This is a genomic window from Stenotrophomonas sp. ZAC14D2_NAIMI4_7 (assembly GCF_003086675.1).
Classification (GTDB): Bacteria; Pseudomonadota; Gammaproteobacteria; order Xanthomonadales; family Xanthomonadaceae; genus Stenotrophomonas.
The window spans coordinates 959,431-974,138 of the sequence record NZ_CP025995.1 but is presented as its reverse complement, the minus strand read 5'-3'; the positions used below and the strand labels follow the sequence as shown (position 1 = coordinate 974,138).

Sequence of the window (14,708 nt, the reverse complement as noted above, 5' to 3'; positions counted from 1 at the left end):
ATTATCTCCTGTCGCTCACAGCACTTCGGGAGCGAGCGAGACGATCTTCATGAACTTCTCCGAACGAAGTTCACGGGTCACCGGCCCGAAGATACGGGTACCGATCGGCTCCTGCTTGTTGTTCAGCAGAACGGCAGCGTTGCCGTCGAAGCGGATCAGCGAGCCGTCGGCGCGACGCACACCCTTGCGGGTACGCACCACGACGGCGTCATACACTTCACCCTTCTTGACCTTGCCGCGCGGAATCGCATCCTTCACGGTGACCTTGATGATGTCGCCGATACCGGCGTAACGGCGCTTGGAACCACCCAGCACCTTGAAGCACATCACCTGCTTGGCACCCGAATTGTCCGCGACGTCAAGGTAGCTCTGCATCTGGATCATGATTCAGACTCCTTATTCAGCCGCACGCGTGATGACTTCCACCACGCGCCAGTTCTTGGTCTTGGACATCGGAGCAATCTCGGTCACGCGGACGACATCGCCTTCCTTGCAGGCGTTGTCGGCATCGTGGGCGTGCAGCTTCGTCGAGCGCTTGATGTACTTGCCGTACAGCGCGTGCTTGACCTGACGCTCAACCAGGACGGTAACCGTCTTGTCCATCTTGTTGCTGACGACACGGCCTTCGACCGTGCGCAGCGCCTTGTTTTCAGTATTGTCGCTCATAGCGGCCATCCTTACTTCGTGCTGCCGAGCAGGGTCTTGACGCGAGCAATCTCGCGACGGACCCGGCGGATGTCGTGGGTCTTCGGCAGCTGGCCGGTGACCTGCTGCATACGGACAGAGAACTGTTCCTTACGCAGGTCGATCAGGTGGGCCTTGAGTTCGTCAGCCGACTTTTCACGGAGAGTTTTGATATCCATCAGCGCACCGTCCGGGTCACGAAAGTGGTGGTGACCGAGAGCTTGGCGGCGGCCAGGCGGAATGCCTCGCGTGCCACTTCTTCGGTAACACCCTCGATTTCATAGATCATGCGGCCGGGCTGGATCTGGGCCACCCAGTATTCCACGTTACCCTTACCCGAACCCATTCGAACTTCGATGGGCTTCTTGGTGATGGGCTTGTCGGGGAACACACGGATCCACATCTTGCCGCCGCGCTTGACGTAGCGGCTGATCGAGCGGCGGGCCGCTTCGATCTGGCGCGCGGTCAGCTGACCGTGGGCGGTTGCTTTCAGACCGTACTCGCCGAAGCTGACAGCGTTGGCGCTCCAGCTCAGGCCTTCGTTACGGCCCTTGTGTACCTTGCGGTACTTGGTTCGCTTGGGTTGCAACATTGTCGTTACCTCGCTTCACGAGCCGGGCGCTGACGGTCACCGCGGTCGCCGCGATCATGACGATCGTTGCGCGACGGGGTGTCGTCCTGCTTTTCCTGGCCAACCTGGGAGAAATCGAAGACTTCGCCCTTGTAGATCCAGACCTTGATGCCGATGATGCCGTAGGTCGTCTTGGCTTCAGCGAAGCCATAGTCGATGTCGGCACGCAGGGTGTGCAGCGGCACGCGGCCTTCGCGGTACCACTCCGAACGGGCGATTTCTGCACCGTTGAGGCGGCCACCGACGTTGACCTTGATGCCCAGGGCACCCAGGCGCATCGCGTTGCCGACCGAGCGCTTCATTGCGCGGCGGAACATGATGCGACGCTCCAGCTGCTGGGCGATCGACTCGGCAACGAGCTGCGCGTCCAGTTCCGGCTTGCGCACTTCGGTGACGTTGATGTGCGCCGGGACGCCCATCATCTCGCTCACTTCCTTGCGCAGCTTCTCGATGTCCTCACCGCGCTTGCCGATCACCACGCCCGGACGGGCGGTGTGGATCGTCACGCGAGCGGTCTTGGCCGGACGCTCGATCAGGATCTTGCTGATGCCGGCCTGAGCCAGCTTCTTGCGCAGCATGTCGCGCACTTTCAGGTCGGCTGCCAGGTAACCAGCGAACTCGGCCTTGTTGGCGTACCACTTGGAGTTCCAGTCCTTGGAAATACCCAGGCGGATACCAATCGGATGAACTTTATGACCCATGGTCTTTTCCTTATCCGCTTACTTGCCGGCGCCCACAACCACAGTGATGTGGCTGGTGCGCTTGAGGATGCGGGTACCGCGGCCTTTCGCCCGCGCCATGAAACGCTTCAGGGTCGGACCTTCATCAACCATGATGGTCTGAACCTTCAGCTCGTCGACGTCGGCGCCCTGGTTGTTCTCGGCGTTTGCAATAGCCGACTCCACCACCTTCTTGATCAGGTGGGCAGCCTTCTTGTCCGAGAACTTCAGCAGGTTGACCGCACGCTCGGCCGGCAGACCGCGCACCTGGTCAGCGACCAGACGAGCCTTCTGCGGGGAGATGCGCGCAGTGCGCAGGATGGCTTTCGCTTCCATTGTCATCTCTCCTTACTTGCCCGACTTCTTGTCACCACCGTGACCCTTGAAGGTCCGGGTGATGGCAAATTCGCCGAGCTTGTGGCCGACCATGTTCTCGTTGACGAGAACCGGGATGTGGTTCTTGCCGTTATGCACGGCAATGGTGATGCCTACCATGTCAGGCAGGATCATCGAACGGCGCGACCAGGTCTTGATCGGCTTCTTGCTGCCCGCAGCGGCCTCCACCTTCTTGACGAGGTGGTGATCGACGAACGGGCCCTTCTTGAGTGAACGTGCCATGGTCGATTAGCCCCTACGATCGCGGACGATGAACTGCTGAGTGCGCTTGTTATGGCGCGTCTTGTAACCCTTGGTCGGGACACCCCACGGGGTGACCGGGTGCGGGTTACCCTGGCCGGCCTTCGCCTCACCACCACCGTGCGGGTGGTCAACCGGGTTCATGGCAGCACCACGAACGGTCGGGCGGACGCCGCGCCAGCGCTTGGCACCGGCCTTGCCCAGCTTTTCCAGGCTGTGCTCGTCGTTGCCGACTTCACCGATGGTGGCGCAGCACTCGACCGGAACCTTACGCATTTCACCCGAGCGCAGGCGCAGGGTGGCGTAGATGCCTTCGCGGGCAACCAGCTGCACGGCCGCACCAGCGGCGCGGGCGATCTGAGCGCCCTTGCCAGGCTTCAGTTCGATGCAGTGGATGGTGGTACCGACCGGGATGTTGCGCAGCGGCAGGGTGTTGCCAGCCTTGATCGGGGCGTCCGAACCAGCGATCACCTGATCACCAGCCTTCAGGCCCTTCGGGGCGATGATGTAGCGGCGCTCACCGTCGACGTAGCACAGCAGGGCGATGTGGGCGGTGCGGTTCGGATCGTATTCGATGCGTTCCACGCGCGCCGGGATGCCCAGCTTGTTGCGCTTGAAGTCGATGATGCGGTAGTGCTGCTTGTGGCCACCACCGACGTGACGCACGGTGATGCGGCCGTGGTGGTTACGACCACCCGAGCGGCTCTGCGACTCGACCAGTGCGGCGTGCGGAGCACCCTTGTGCAGGTCGGGAGTAACCACGCGCACGGCCGAACGGCGGCCGGGAGAAGTGGGCTTGAATTTCATCAATGGCATGGGATGTACCTCAGGCCTTGGCCGTTACATCGATCGACTGGCCGTCGGCCAGGCGAACGTACGCCTTGCGCCAATCGCCGCGGCGGCCAGCACGGTTACGGAAGGACTTGTTCTTGCCCTTGACGTTGACCACGTTGACGGCTTCGACCTTGACGTCGAACAGCTGCTCAACCGCGGCCTTTACATCGGCCTTGGTGGCTTCGTTCGAAATTTCGAAGACATACTGGTTGGAGAGTTCCTGCAGGCGCGCGGTCTTTTCGGAGACACGCGGGGCACGCAGCACGCTGAAGATTTTTTCGTTGCTGTTCATGCCAGCCACTCCTCGACCTTCTTGACCGCGTCAGCGGTGATGACGACCGTGTCGGCACCAACCAGGGACACCGGGTCCAGACCCTGCACGTCACGCACTTCCACGTAGGGAACGTTGCGGGCCGACAGGTACAGGTGCTCGGAGGCTTCCTCGGTGACGATCAGCGGGCGCTTGCCCACTTCCAGGCCGGCCAGCTTGGCGATCAGACCCTTCGTGCTGGTCGCTTCGACGTCGAAGGACTCCACGATGGTCAGACGGCCCTGACGGTTCAGCTCGGACAGGATCGCGCACATGGCGGCACGGTACTGCTTACGATTGACCTTCTGCTCGAAGCTGCGCGGCTTGGCCGCGAAGGTGACACCGCCGCCGACGAAGATCGGAGCCGTCAGTGCGCCATGACGCGCGCCGCCGCCCTTCTGCTTCTTCGACTTCTTGGTGGTACCAGCCACTTCGGAGCGAGTCTTCTGTGCCTTGGTGCCGGCGCGACCGGCGTTGCGGTAAGCAACGACGACCTGGTGGACCAGATCTTCGCTGAAATCGCGACCGAACACGGCGTCGGAGACCGAGACCTTGTTGTTGCTACCCGTGATAACGAGTTCCATCGTCATCTCTCCTTATGCCTTGCTCGCCGGACGGACGATCACGTCGCCACCCGCCGCGCCCGGAACGGCGCCGCGAACTGCGATCAGACCGCGCTCGACGTCGACCTTGACCACTTCCAGGTTCTGGGTGCTCTGCTGCACCGCGCCCATGTGGCCCGACATCTTCTTGCCCGGGAAAACGCGACCCGGGGTCTGGCGCTGACCCAGCGAACCCGGCGCGCGATGCGACAGCGAGTTACCGTGGGTTGCATCGCCCATACGGAAGTTGTGGCGCTTGATGGTGCCCTGGAAACCCTTACCCTTGGTGACACCCTGGACGTCGACGATCTGGCCGACTTCGAAGATGTCCGCCTTGACTTCGCCGCCAACGGCGAAATCGCCGAGCTGCGCGTCTTCAACGCGGAATTCCCACAGGCCACGACCCGCTTCCACCTTCGCCTTGGCGAAGTGGCCGGCTTCCGGCTTGTTGACCAGGGCAGCGCGACGCGCGCCGACGGTCACCTGCACGGCGCTGTAGCCGTCGGTTTCGACGGTCTTGATCTGCGCGATGCGGTTGGGGGTTGCTTCGATCAGGGTCACCGGGATGGAGCGGCCATCTTCAGTGAACACGCGGCTCATGCCAGCCTTGCGGCCCACGAAGCCCAACGAATACTTCTTCGTCATGGTCGTAGTCCTCAGGTCAGCTTGATCTGAACGTCGACGCCGGCAGCCAGTTCGAGCTTCATCAGCGCGTCCACGGTCTTGTCATTCGGGTCAACGATATCGAGCACGCGCTTGTGCGTGCGGGTCTCGTACTGGTCACGCGCGTCCTTGTCGACGTGCGGGGAAACGAGGACGGTGTAACGCTCGATCTTGGTCGGCAGCGGGATCGGGCCACGCACTTGCGCGCCGGTCCGCTTGGCCGTTTCAACGATCTCGCTGGCCGAACGGTCGATCAGACGATGATCGAACGCTTTCAGCCGGATCCGGATCTTTTGGTCCGCCATGGCGGTAGGTTCCTTCGTTAAAAGAGCGACAGACAAAGCCTCTGGGTTGCTTTGCCCCGTGAAATCCCTGAATACAGACGGCCCGCACTCCTGCAGGCCGACAAGGTCAATCCATAGACCCCAAAAACGTAGGCAGGCCAGTTTCCCGGTCTGCCCAGACGTGGAAGCATAATGGCACGCAAGGCAGCTGTCAACAGTTGCCTGTTGACGCCGCCTGAATGGCATTGACCGTTCCTGGTCCGGGGAACACAAGGCACATCCTGTGCCTGCTTTCCCATTTGATACGCCCCGATGCCCTACCCAGGCAACATCGGGGCGCAGATACTACCAGATTACGCGATGATCTTCGAGACCACGCCGGCGCCGACGGTACGGCCGCCTTCGCGGATGGCGAAGCGCAGGCCTTCGTCCATTGCCACCGGGTTGATCAGCTCGACAACCATCTTCACGTTGTCGCCCGGCATCACCATCTCGACGCCTTCCGGCAGGTTGGCCTTACCGGTGATGTCGGTGGTACGGAAGTAGAACTGCGGGCGGTAGCCGTTGAAGAACGGGGTGTGACGGCCGCCTTCGTCCTTCGACAGCACGTACACTTCGCCTTCGAAGGTGGTGTGCGGCTTGATGGTGCCCGGCTTGGCCAGAACCTGGCCGCGCTCGACGTCGTCACGCTTGGTGCCGCGCAGCAGCAGACCGGCGTTGTCGCCTGCCTGGCCCTGGTCCAGCAGCTTGCGGAACATTTCGACGCCGGTCACGGTGGTCTTCTGCACCGGACGGATACCGACGATTTCGATTTCTTCGCCGACCTTGATCACGCCACGCTCGATACGACCGGTCACCACGGTACCGCGGCCCGAGATCGAGAACACGTCTTCCACCGGCATCAGGAACGGCTTGTCGACTGCACGCTCCGGCTCCGGAATCCAGGTGTCCAGCGCTTCGACCAGCTTGATGATCGCCGGCACGCCGATGTCGCTCTGGTCGCCTTCCAGCGCCAAACGAGCCGAACCCGAGATGATCGGGGTGTCGTCGCCCGGGAACTCGTACTTGCTCAGCAGTTCGCGGACTTCCATTTCGACCAGTTCCAGCAGCTCGGCATCGTCAACCATGTCGGCCTTGTTCAGGAACACGACGATGTACGGCACGCCGACCTGACGCGACAGCAGGATGTGCTCGCGGGTCTGCGGCATCGGGCCGTCAGCGGCCGAGCACACCAGGATCGCGCCGTCCATCTGGGCGGCACCGGTGATCATGTTCTTGACGTAGTCAGCGTGGCCCGGGCAATCGACGTGGGCGTAGTGACGGGTGGTGGATTCGTATTCGACGTGCGCGGTCGAGATCGTGATACCACGAGCCTTCTCTTCCGGAGCGGCGTCGATTGCCGAGTAATCCTTGAATTCGCCACCGAAGCGCTCGGCACCGATCTTGGTCAGTGCAGCGGTCAGCGTGGTCTTGCCATGGTCGACGTGACCGATGGTGCCGACGTTGACGTGCGGCTTGGTGCGCTCGAACTTACCCTTTGCCATTGTTGTTTACCTTGATTTTGAAAGTGGTTTTCAGGAGAGGCTGAGCGAGGCTCAGCCCTTCTTCATGACGGCTTCGGCGATGTTGTTCGGCGCCGGCTCGTAATGGTCGAATTCCATGGTGAAGGTGGCGCGGCCCTGGGTCTGCGAACGCAGCGCAGTGGCGTAGCCGAACATTTCACCCAGCGGGATCATCGCGTTGATGATCGAAGCGGAGCCGTCACCAGTGGTGTCGGAACCCTGCAGCACGCCGCGACGACGGCTGACGTCGCCCATCACGTCACCCTGGTAGTCTTCCGGGGTCACGATCTCGACCTTCATGATCGGCTCCAGCAGAACCGGCTTGGCCTTGGAGAAGCCCTGCTTGAAGGCCATCGACGAGGCCAGCTTGAACGCCATTTCCGAAGAGTCGACGTCGTGGTACGAGCCGAACACCAGCTTCACCTTGACGTCCACGACCGGGAAGCCAGCCAGCGGACCGCTGGTGATGGTTTCGCGCAGGCCCTTTTCGATCGACGGGATGAATTCCTTCGGAATCACACCACCGGTGATGTCGTTGATGAACAGGAAGTCGTCCTTGATCAGCGGAGCGATCTTGGCGTCGGCACGGTCTTCAGCGGTGATCGGCGACAGTTCGATCACGACGTGACCGTACTGACCCTTACCACCGGACTGCTTGGCGTGCTTGTAGTCCGACTTCACGTCAGCCAGGGTGATGGTTTCGCGGTAGGCCACCTGCGGCGCGCCGACGTTGGCTTCAACGTTGAACTCGCGCTTCAGGCGGTCGACGATGATGTCCAGGTGCAGCTCGCCCATGCCCGAGATGATGGTCTGGCCGGATTCTTCGTCGGTCTTGACGCGGAACGACGGATCTTCCTGTGCCAGACGGCCCAGGGCCAGACCCATCTTTTCCTGGTCCGACTTGGTCTTCGGTTCGACGGCCATCGAGATCACCGGCTCCGGGAACGTCATGCGCTCCAGGATGATCGGCTGGTCGATCGAGCACAGGGTGTCACCGGTGGTGGTGTCCTTCAGGCCCACGGCAGCGGCGATGTCACCGGCCAGAACTTCCTTGATTTCTTCGCGGTTGTTCGAGTGCATCTGCAGGATGCGGCCGATGCGCTCCTTCTTGCCCTTCACCGAGTTCAGCACGGTGTCGCCGCCATTCAGGGTGCCCGAGTAGACACGGAAGAAGGTCAGCGCGCCGACGAACGGGTCGGTGATGATCTTGAAGGCCAGCGACGAGAACGGAGCCTTGTCGTCGGACTTGCGGGTCATGGCGACGTTTTCGTCGTCCACGTCGGTACCGGTCACGTCCGGCACGTCAACCGGCGACGGCAGCAGCTGGATCACGCCGTCCAGCATGGCCTGCACGCCCTTGTTCTTGAACGCCGAACCGCAGTACATCGGGACGATTTCGGTGGCCAGGGTGCGGGTACGCAGCGCGTTGATGATTTCCGACTCGGCCAGCTCTTCGCCGCCCAGGTACTTTTCCATCAGCTCTTCGCTGGCTTCAGCCGCGGTCTCGATCATGAAGGTACGGGCTTCTTCAGCCTTTTCCTGCAGCTCGGCCGGGATCTCGCCGTACTCGAACTTCATGCCCTGCGAAGCTTCATCCCAGTGGATGGCCTTCATCTTCAGCAGGTCGACAACGCCCTTGAAGCCTTCTTCAGCGCCGATCGGCAGCTGCATCGGCACGGCGACGGCGCCGAGCTTGGCCTTCAGCTGGTCACGGACCTTGTAGAAGTTGGCGCCGGTGCGGTCCATCTTGTTGACGAACGCAATGCGCGGCACCTTGTAGCGGTTGGCCTGGCGCCACACGGTTTCCGACTGCGGCTGCACGCCACCGACGGCACACAGCACGAACACCGCACCGTCGAGCACGCGCAGCGAGCGCTCCACTTCGATGGTGAAGTCGACGTGCCCGGGGGTGTCGATGATGTTGAAGCGGTGCTCCGGCAGGGACTTGTCCATGCCCTTCCAGAACGCGGTGGTGGCAGCGGACTGGATCGTGATGCCACGTTCCTGTTCCTGCTCCATCCAGTCCATGGTGGCGGCGCCGTCATGCACTTCACCGATCTTGTGGCTCTTGCCGGTGTAGAACAGGATGCGCTCGGACGTGGTGGTCTTGCCGGCATCGATGTGGGCCATGATGCCGAAGTTACGGTAACGCTCGATGGGAGTGGAACGGGCCACGGGGAGCCTCTCAGATTTCTTGGATTTCGGATGGCCGAACGCCGCCTTGCGGCGGCCTTCGGATTGGCGCAGCCCTTCTGGGGCCGCGAGGCAGCACCGTGATGGTGCTGCCCTGCCTGTTTTACAAGGCCGTCAAACTCACCAGCGGTAGTGGGCGAATGCCTTGTTGGCTTCGGCCATGCGGTGGGTTTCTTCGCGCTTCTTGATGGCGCCACCACGGTTTTCCGCGGCGTCGATCAGTTCAGCAGCCAGCTTCTTCGGCATGGTGTTCTCACCACGCTTGCGCGCGGAGTCGATCAGCCAACGCATGGCCAGGGCCATCTTGCGCGAGGCGCGCACTTCGACCGGCACCTGGTAGGTAGCGCCGCCGACGCGACGCGACTTCACTTCGACCGCCGGGGCGACGTTGTCCAGAGCCTTCTGCACCAGCTCGATCGAGTTGGCGTTCTTCTCGGAGATGACGTCCATGGCACCGTACACGATCTTTTCAGCGACGGACTTCTTGCCGCTCTGCATGACCATGTTGATGAAACGGGCGATGGTTTCGCTTCCGTGCTTCGGATCCGGCAGGACGGAACGCTGCGGAGTATTACCCTTACGCGACATAGTGCTCTCCCCTTAGGCCTTCGGACGCTTGGCGCCGTACTTGGAACGGGCCTGGCGACGCTTGGCAACGCCGGCGGCGTCGAGCGAGCCACGAACGGTGTGGTAACGCACACCCGGCAGATCCTTGACGCGACCGCCACGGATCAGGACCACGGAGTGCTCCTGCAGGTTGTGGCCTTCACCGCCGATGTAGGAAATGACTTCTTCCTGGTTGGTCAGGCGGACCTTCGCAACCTTGCGCAGAGCCGAGTTCGGCTTCTTCGGGGTGGTGGTGTAGACGCGCGTGCAGACGCCACGGCGCTGCGGGCACTTGTCGAGCGCCGGCGAGGCACTCTTGTACGTAGTAGCTTGCCGCGGCTTGCGGACCAGCTGGTTGATCGTCGCCATCAGTAGGTTCTTCTGATTGGTGGCCGGAAATCCGGCCAGAGATGCGGAAATGTTAAAGCAGGCCAAAATTCTGGCCTGCTGAGACAGACGATTGTAGCAACCTGTCAGGAACGCAGTCAAACGCGTTCTGTCAAGCCCGTTCCTGATCCCGGAACGTTACTGGGGGGCCTCCATGTACCCCGTTCAGGTTGGCGGGGTGAACCGCGAGCGGTCCACCCTGCCCTATCCCAGGCCCGATCGGTGCAGCCGACTGACAGTCGACTCTACCGGTGCGGGTGGTCCGGCGTTGCGGCCGGACCGGTGTTTCAGTCTTCCGAAGCCTGTTCAGCTTCCACTTCGGCAGCCGGTGCTTCGGCCGCGGCCGGGGTACCGGTCAGGGCCTGCATCTCCGAGTCGGTGAGACCCGAAGCGCCACGACGGCGGCTGCTGTGGTAGGACAGGCCGGTACCGGCCGGAATCAGACGGCCGACGATGACGTTTTCCTTCAGGCCGCGCAGGTTGTCCTTGGTGCCGCGGACGGCAGCTTCGGTCAGCACGCGGGTGGTTTCCTGGAACGACGCCGCCGAGATGAACGATTCGGTGGCCAGCGATGCCTTGGTGATACCCAGCAGCACCGGATCGAAGTGAGCCGGCAGTTCGCTGCGGGTGGCCAGACGCGCATTCTCCTCGATCACGCGCTGACGCTCCACCTGTTCACCGTTCAGGAACTTGCTGCTGCCCTGGTCGGTGATTTCGACCTTGCGCAGCATCTGGCGGGTGATGACTTCGATGTGCTTGTCGTTGATCTTCACGCCCTGCAGGCGGTACACGTCCTGGATTTCCTTCACCAGGTAGGCGGCCAGCGGTTCGACGCCCAGCAGACGCAGGATGTCCTGCGGGCTCGGTTCGCCGTCCACGATGGTTTCGCCCTTGGTCACGTGCTCACCTTCGAACACGATCACCTGGCGGTACTTCGGAATCAGCTCTTCGTGTTCCGAACCATCGGTGTCCTTGATGATCAGACGCTGCTTGCCCTTGGTGTCCTTGCCGAAGCTGATGATGCCCGAACGCTCGGCCAGCACCGCCGGATCCTTCGGCTTGCGTGCTTCGAACAGATCGGCCACGCGCGGCAGACCACCGGTGATGTCGCGGGTCTTGGACGCTTCCTGCGGGATCTTGGCGACCACGTCGCCCACGCCCACCGGGGCGCCGTCCTGCAGGTTGACGATCGAACGCGGCGGCAGCAGGTACTGCGCCGGCAGATCGGTGCCCGGGATGGACAGGTCGTTGCCCTTGGCGTCGACGATGCGCACGATCGGGCGCAGGTCCTTGGCCTGTGCACCACGACGCTTCGGATCGGTGATTTCGCGCGACGCCAGACCGGTCAGCTCATCGGTCTTTTCGATGACGGTGATGCCGTCGACGAAGTCGATGAAGCGGATGAAACCGGCCACTTCCGACACGATCGGGTGGTTATGCGGATCCCAGTTGGCCACGGTCTGGCCAGCCTTGATCGCATCACCGTCCTTGGACGTGATGGTGGCACCGTACGGCAGCTTGTAACGCTCACGCTCACGGCCGTGGGCATCGAGCACCGAGATTTCGCCCGAGCGCGACACTGCGACCAGCGAGCCGTTGGCATGCTCGACCGACTTGAGGTTGCTGAACTTGACCGAGCCGGTGGTCTTGACGGTGATGTTGTCGACCGCTGCAGCTCGCGACGCCGCACCACCGATGTGGAACGTACGCATGGTCAGCTGAGTACCCGGCTCACCGATGGACTGGGCCGCGATGACGCCGACCGCTTCACCGATGTTGACCAGGTGGCCACGGGCCAGATCGCGGCCGTAGCAGCGGGCGCAGACGCCGAAGGCCGATTCGCAGGAGATGGTCGAGCGGACCTTGATGGTCTGCACGCCGGCATCTTCCAGCTTGGCCACCCAGGCTTCGTCCAGCAGGGTGTTGCGGGTCACGATCGGATCTTCGTCGTTGCCCGGCAGGAACACGTCCTCGGCAACCACGCGACCCAGCACGCGGTCCTTCAGCGGCTCGACCACGTCGCCGCCTTCCACGATCGGGGTCATGATCAGGCCTTCGGTGGTACCGCAATCCACCTCGGTGATCACCACGTCCTGCGCGACGTCGACCAGACGACGGGTCAGGTAACCCGAGTTCGCGGTCTTCAGCGCGGTATCGGCCAGACCCTTACGGGCACCGTGGGTGGAGTTGAAGTACTCCTGCACGTTCAGGCCTTCGCGGAAGTTCGCCTTGATGGGCGTCTCGATGATCGAGCCATCCGGGCGGGCCATCAGGCCGCGCATGCCGGCCAGCTGACGGATCTGCGCCTGGCTGCCTCGCGCACCGGAGTCGGCCATGATGTACAGCGAGTTCATCGACTTCTGGTCGATGGTTTCGCCCTTGGCGTTGACCACCTTCTCGGTACCGATGGTGTCCATCATCGCCTTGGCGATGCGTTCATTGGTACGCGACCAGATGTCGACCACCTTGTTGTAGCGCTCGCCGGCGGTGACCAGGCCCGACTGGTACTGCTCCTGGATTTCCAGCACTTCGGCTTCGGCCTCGGTGAGGATGCCCTTCTTTTCGTCGGGGATCAGCATGTCGTCGATGCCGATGGAGACGCCGGCGCGGGTCGCGTAGGCGAAGCCGGTGTACATCAGCTTGTCGGCGAACACGACCGTGTCCTTCAGACCCAGCTGGCGGTAGCTGGAGTTGATCAGGCGGCTGATGTTCTTCTTGGTCAGCTCGGTGTTGGCCAGCGCGAACGGCAGGCCTTCCGGCAGGATTTCAGCCAGCAGGGCGCGACCGATCGTGGTGTCCACGATCGAGGTCTTGTTCTGCTTGTTGCCTTCCTCGTCGGTCACCACTTCGGTGATGCGGACCTTGACGCGCGCATGCAGTTCCACCACGCGGTTGTCGTAGGCACGCTTCACTTCGGCGATGTTGGCGAAGGCCATGCCCTCGCCCTTCTTGTTTTCCAGCGAGCGGGTCATGTAGTACAGACCCAGCACGACGTCCTGCGACGGCACGATGATCGGCTCGCCGTTGGCCGGCGACAGGATGTTGTTGGTCGACATCATCAGCGCACGCGCTTCCAGCTGGGCTTCCAGCGAGAGCGGCACGTGGACGGCCATCTGGTCACCGTCGAAGTCGGCGTTGAACGCGGTGCAGACCAGCGGGTGCAGCTGGATGGCCTTGCCTTCGATCAGCACCGGCTCGAACGCCTGGATGCCCAGACGGTGCAGGGTCGGCGCACGGTTCAGCATCACCGGGTGTTCGCGGATGACCTCTTCCAGGATGTCCCAGACTTCGGCTTCTTCGCGCTCGACCAGCTTCTTGGCGGCCTTGATGGTGGTGGCCAGGCCACGACGCTGCAGCTTGGCGAAGACGAACGGCTTGAACAGTTCCAGCGCCATCTTCTTCGGCAGGCCGCACTGGTGCAGGCGCAGGTACGGACCGACCACGATGACCGAACGGCCCGAGTAGTCCACGCGCTTGCCCAGCAGGTTCTGGCGGAAGCGACCCTGCTTGCCCTTGATCATGTCGGCCAGCGACTTCAGCGGGCGCTTGTTGGTGCCGGTGATGGCACGGCCGCGACGGCCGTTGTCCAGCAGCGCATCGACCGATTCCTGCAGCATGCGCTTTTCATTGCGCACGATGATGTCCGGCGCGCTCAGTTCGAGCAGGCGGCGCAGGCGGTTGTTACGGTTGATGACGCGGCGGTACAGGTCGTTCAGGTCGGAGGTCGCGAAGCGGCCGCCGTCCAGCGGAACCAGCGGACGCAGGTCCGGCGGCAGCACCGGCAGCACGGTCATGACCATCCATTCGGGACGGTTGCCCGATTCCAGGAAGGCTTCGATCAGCTTGATGCGCTTGGTCAGTCGCTTCAGCTTGGTTTCCGAACCGGTGCTGGCGATTTCTTCGCGCAGGCGGGTCATTTCCGACTGCAGGTCGATGGTGCGCAGCAGTTCGTACACGGCCTCGGCGCCCATGGCGGCGTCGAAGTCGTCACCGTGCTCCTGGCGGGCCTGCAGGTACTGTTCTTCGGTCAGCAGCTGGCGGCGCTCCAGGGCGGTCAGGCCCGGCTCGGTCACCACGTAGGCTTCGAAGTACAGCACGCGCTCGATGTCGCGCAGGGTCATGTCCAGCATCAGGCCGATGCGCGACGGCAGCGACTTCAGGAACCAGATGTGCGCGACCGGCGACGCCAGGTCGATGTGGCCCATGCGCTCGCGGCGCACCTTGGCCAGGGTCACTTCGGTGCCGCACTTTTCGCAGACCACGCCGCGGTGCTTCATGCGCTTGTACTTGCCGCACAGGCACTCGTAGTCCTTCACCGGGCCGAAGATGGCGGCGCAGAACAGGCCGTCACGTTCCGGCTTGAAGGTACGGTAGTTGATGGTTTCCGGCTTCTTCACTTCGCCGAAGGACCACGAACGGATCAGGTCCGGCGAGGCCAGCGCGATCTTGATCGCGTCGAAGTCCAGCGTCTGGCGCTGCTGGTTGAAGAGGTTGAGCAGGTCTTTCATGGTGTTCTCCGAAAGGAGGAATGCTGTGTCGATGGGCTTTCAGTTCACTGCCAGCGGCGCGGCGGCGGTTACCGCCGCGCCGGCATGGA

The 14,708-nt window shown here is 62.6% G+C and carries 17 protein-coding genes; all 17 read right to left on the bottom strand.

Annotation, left to right across the window (positions count from 1 at the left end; all coding sequences use genetic code 11):
- Positions 1-15: 15 nt before the first annotated feature.
- The 17 genes from rplN to rpoC all read right to left on the bottom strand — a co-directional run bounded on the left by rplN (position 16) and on the right by rpoC (position 14,619).
- Positions 16-384 (bottom strand): 50S ribosomal protein L14, encoded by a 369-nt coding sequence (gene rplN / locus C1922_RS04360; protein WP_010483978.1) that lies wholly within the window; start codon positions 382-384, stop codon positions 16-18.
- A 12-nt stretch (positions 385-396) separates the two neighbouring features.
- A complete protein-coding gene (gene rpsQ / locus C1922_RS04355; RefSeq protein WP_004145355.1) occupies positions 397-666 on the bottom strand; it encodes a 30S ribosomal protein S17 in 270 nt (89 codons plus the stop codon).
- A gap of 11 nt (positions 667-677) precedes the next feature.
- On the bottom strand, positions 678-863 hold the full coding sequence (gene rpmC / locus C1922_RS04350) for a 50S ribosomal protein L29 (protein ID WP_004154487.1): 186 nt from the start codon (positions 861-863) through the stop codon (positions 678-680).
- Entirely contained in the window at positions 863-1,276 is a 414-nt protein-coding gene (gene rplP, locus C1922_RS04345; RefSeq protein WP_025879305.1) for a 50S ribosomal protein L16, read from the bottom strand. Before rplP ends, rpmC begins: the two co-directional genes overlap by 1 nt.
- 5 nt (positions 1,277-1,281) lie before the next feature.
- Positions 1,282-2,016 (bottom strand): 30S ribosomal protein S3, encoded by a 735-nt coding sequence (gene rpsC, locus C1922_RS04340; RefSeq protein WP_005415414.1) that lies wholly within the window; start codon positions 2,014-2,016, stop codon positions 1,282-1,284.
- Between the two features lie 18 nt (positions 2,017-2,034).
- Positions 2,035-2,370: a 50S ribosomal protein L22 gene (rplV, locus tag C1922_RS04335; RefSeq protein WP_080375339.1), complete on the bottom strand. Its 336-nt coding sequence runs from the start codon at positions 2,368-2,370 to the stop codon at positions 2,035-2,037.
- A 12-nt stretch (positions 2,371-2,382) separates the two neighbouring features.
- Positions 2,383-2,652 (bottom strand): 30S ribosomal protein S19, encoded by a 270-nt coding sequence (gene rpsS, locus C1922_RS04330; protein ID WP_005415413.1) that lies wholly within the window; start codon positions 2,650-2,652, stop codon positions 2,383-2,385.
- A gap of 6 nt (positions 2,653-2,658) precedes the next feature.
- Complete coding sequence (gene rplB, locus C1922_RS04325; RefSeq protein WP_108748657.1) at positions 2,659-3,486, bottom strand: 50S ribosomal protein L2; 828 nt, start codon at positions 3,484-3,486, stop codon at positions 2,659-2,661.
- A gap of 10 nt (positions 3,487-3,496) precedes the next feature.
- On the bottom strand, positions 3,497-3,796 hold the full coding sequence (rplW, locus tag C1922_RS04320) for a 50S ribosomal protein L23 (RefSeq protein ID WP_049470489.1): 300 nt from the start codon (positions 3,794-3,796) through the stop codon (positions 3,497-3,499).
- On the bottom strand, positions 3,793-4,398 hold the full coding sequence (gene rplD, locus C1922_RS04315) for a 50S ribosomal protein L4 (protein WP_102944279.1): 606 nt from the start codon (positions 4,396-4,398) through the stop codon (positions 3,793-3,795). The genes rplW and rplD overlap by 4 nt, the downstream gene beginning before the upstream one ends.
- A gap of 12 nt (positions 4,399-4,410) precedes the next feature.
- Entirely contained in the window at positions 4,411-5,061 is a 651-nt protein-coding gene (rplC, locus tag C1922_RS04310) for a 50S ribosomal protein L3 (protein ID WP_004145336.1), read from the bottom strand.
- A gap of 11 nt (positions 5,062-5,072) precedes the next feature.
- Positions 5,073-5,384 carry a 30S ribosomal protein S10 gene (gene rpsJ / locus C1922_RS04305; protein ID WP_005408208.1) on the bottom strand — a complete coding sequence of 104 codons (312 nt, stop codon included), beginning with the start codon at positions 5,382-5,384 and terminating at the stop codon, positions 5,073-5,075.
- A 332-nt stretch (positions 5,385-5,716) separates the two neighbouring features.
- Positions 5,717-6,907, bottom strand: a complete 1,191-nt coding sequence (gene tuf / locus C1922_RS04300; RefSeq protein ID WP_108748656.1) for an elongation factor Tu — start codon at positions 6,905-6,907, stop codon at positions 5,717-5,719.
- A 51-nt stretch (positions 6,908-6,958) separates the two neighbouring features.
- The gene (gene fusA, locus C1922_RS04295; RefSeq protein WP_108748655.1) at positions 6,959-9,100 is read right to left on the bottom strand and encodes an elongation factor G; all 2,142 of its coding nucleotides are present in this window, start codon (positions 9,098-9,100) and stop codon (positions 6,959-6,961) included.
- A gap of 138 nt (positions 9,101-9,238) precedes the next feature.
- Positions 9,239-9,706: a 30S ribosomal protein S7 gene (gene rpsG / locus C1922_RS04290; protein WP_108748654.1), complete on the bottom strand. Its 468-nt coding sequence runs from the start codon at positions 9,704-9,706 to the stop codon at positions 9,239-9,241.
- Between the two features lie 12 nt (positions 9,707-9,718).
- Positions 9,719-10,093 (bottom strand): 30S ribosomal protein S12, encoded by a 375-nt coding sequence (gene rpsL / locus C1922_RS04285; RefSeq protein WP_004145320.1) that lies wholly within the window; start codon positions 10,091-10,093, stop codon positions 9,719-9,721.
- Between the two features lie 305 nt (positions 10,094-10,398).
- On the bottom strand, positions 10,399-14,619 hold the full coding sequence (gene rpoC / locus C1922_RS04280) for a DNA-directed RNA polymerase subunit beta' (protein WP_108748653.1): 4,221 nt from the start codon (positions 14,617-14,619) through the stop codon (positions 10,399-10,401).
- Positions 14,620-14,708 lie beyond the last annotated feature (89 nt).

Coding starts and splice junctions, on each gene's coding strand:
- rplN (WP_010483978.1), bottom strand. CDS start 384: ATGATCCAGATGCAGAGCTACCTTGACGTCGCGGACAATTCGGGTGCC.
- rpsL (WP_004145320.1), bottom strand. CDS start 10,093: ATGGCGACGATCAACCAGCTGGTCCGCAAGCCGCGGCAAGCTACTACG.
- rplB (WP_108748657.1), bottom strand. CDS start 3,486: ATGCCATTGATGAAATTCAAGCCCACTTCTCCCGGCCGCCGTTCGGCC.
- rpsG (WP_108748654.1), bottom strand. CDS start 9,706: ATGTCGCGTAAGGGTAATACTCCGCAGCGTTCCGTCCTGCCGGATCCG.
- rplV (WP_080375339.1), bottom strand. CDS start 2,370: ATGGAAGCGAAAGCCATCCTGCGCACTGCGCGCATCTCCCCGCAGAAG.
- rplW (WP_049470489.1), bottom strand. CDS start 3,796: ATGAACAGCAACGAAAAAATCTTCAGCGTGCTGCGTGCCCCGCGTGTC.
- rpsQ (WP_004145355.1), bottom strand. CDS start 666: ATGAGCGACAATACTGAAAACAAGGCGCTGCGCACGGTCGAAGGCCGT.
- rpoC (WP_108748653.1), bottom strand. CDS start 14,619: ATGAAAGACCTGCTCAACCTCTTCAACCAGCAGCGCCAGACGCTGGAC.
- tuf (WP_108748656.1), bottom strand. CDS start 6,907: ATGGCAAAGGGTAAGTTCGAGCGCACCAAGCCGCACGTCAACGTCGGC.
- rplD (WP_102944279.1), bottom strand. CDS start 4,398: ATGGAACTCGTTATCACGGGTAGCAACAACAAGGTCTCGGTCTCCGAC.
- rplP (WP_025879305.1), bottom strand. CDS start 1,276: ATGTTGCAACCCAAGCGAACCAAGTACCGCAAGGTACACAAGGGCCGT.
- rpsS (WP_005415413.1), bottom strand. CDS start 2,652: ATGGCACGTTCACTCAAGAAGGGCCCGTTCGTCGATCACCACCTCGTC.
- rpsJ (WP_005408208.1), bottom strand. CDS start 5,384: ATGGCGGACCAAAAGATCCGGATCCGGCTGAAAGCGTTCGATCATCGT.
- rplC (WP_004145336.1), bottom strand. CDS start 5,061: ATGACGAAGAAGTATTCGTTGGGCTTCGTGGGCCGCAAGGCTGGCATG.
- rpsC (WP_005415414.1), bottom strand. CDS start 2,016: ATGGGTCATAAAGTTCATCCGATTGGTATCCGCCTGGGTATTTCCAAG.
- rpmC (WP_004154487.1), bottom strand. CDS start 863: ATGGATATCAAAACTCTCCGTGAAAAGTCGGCTGACGAACTCAAGGCC.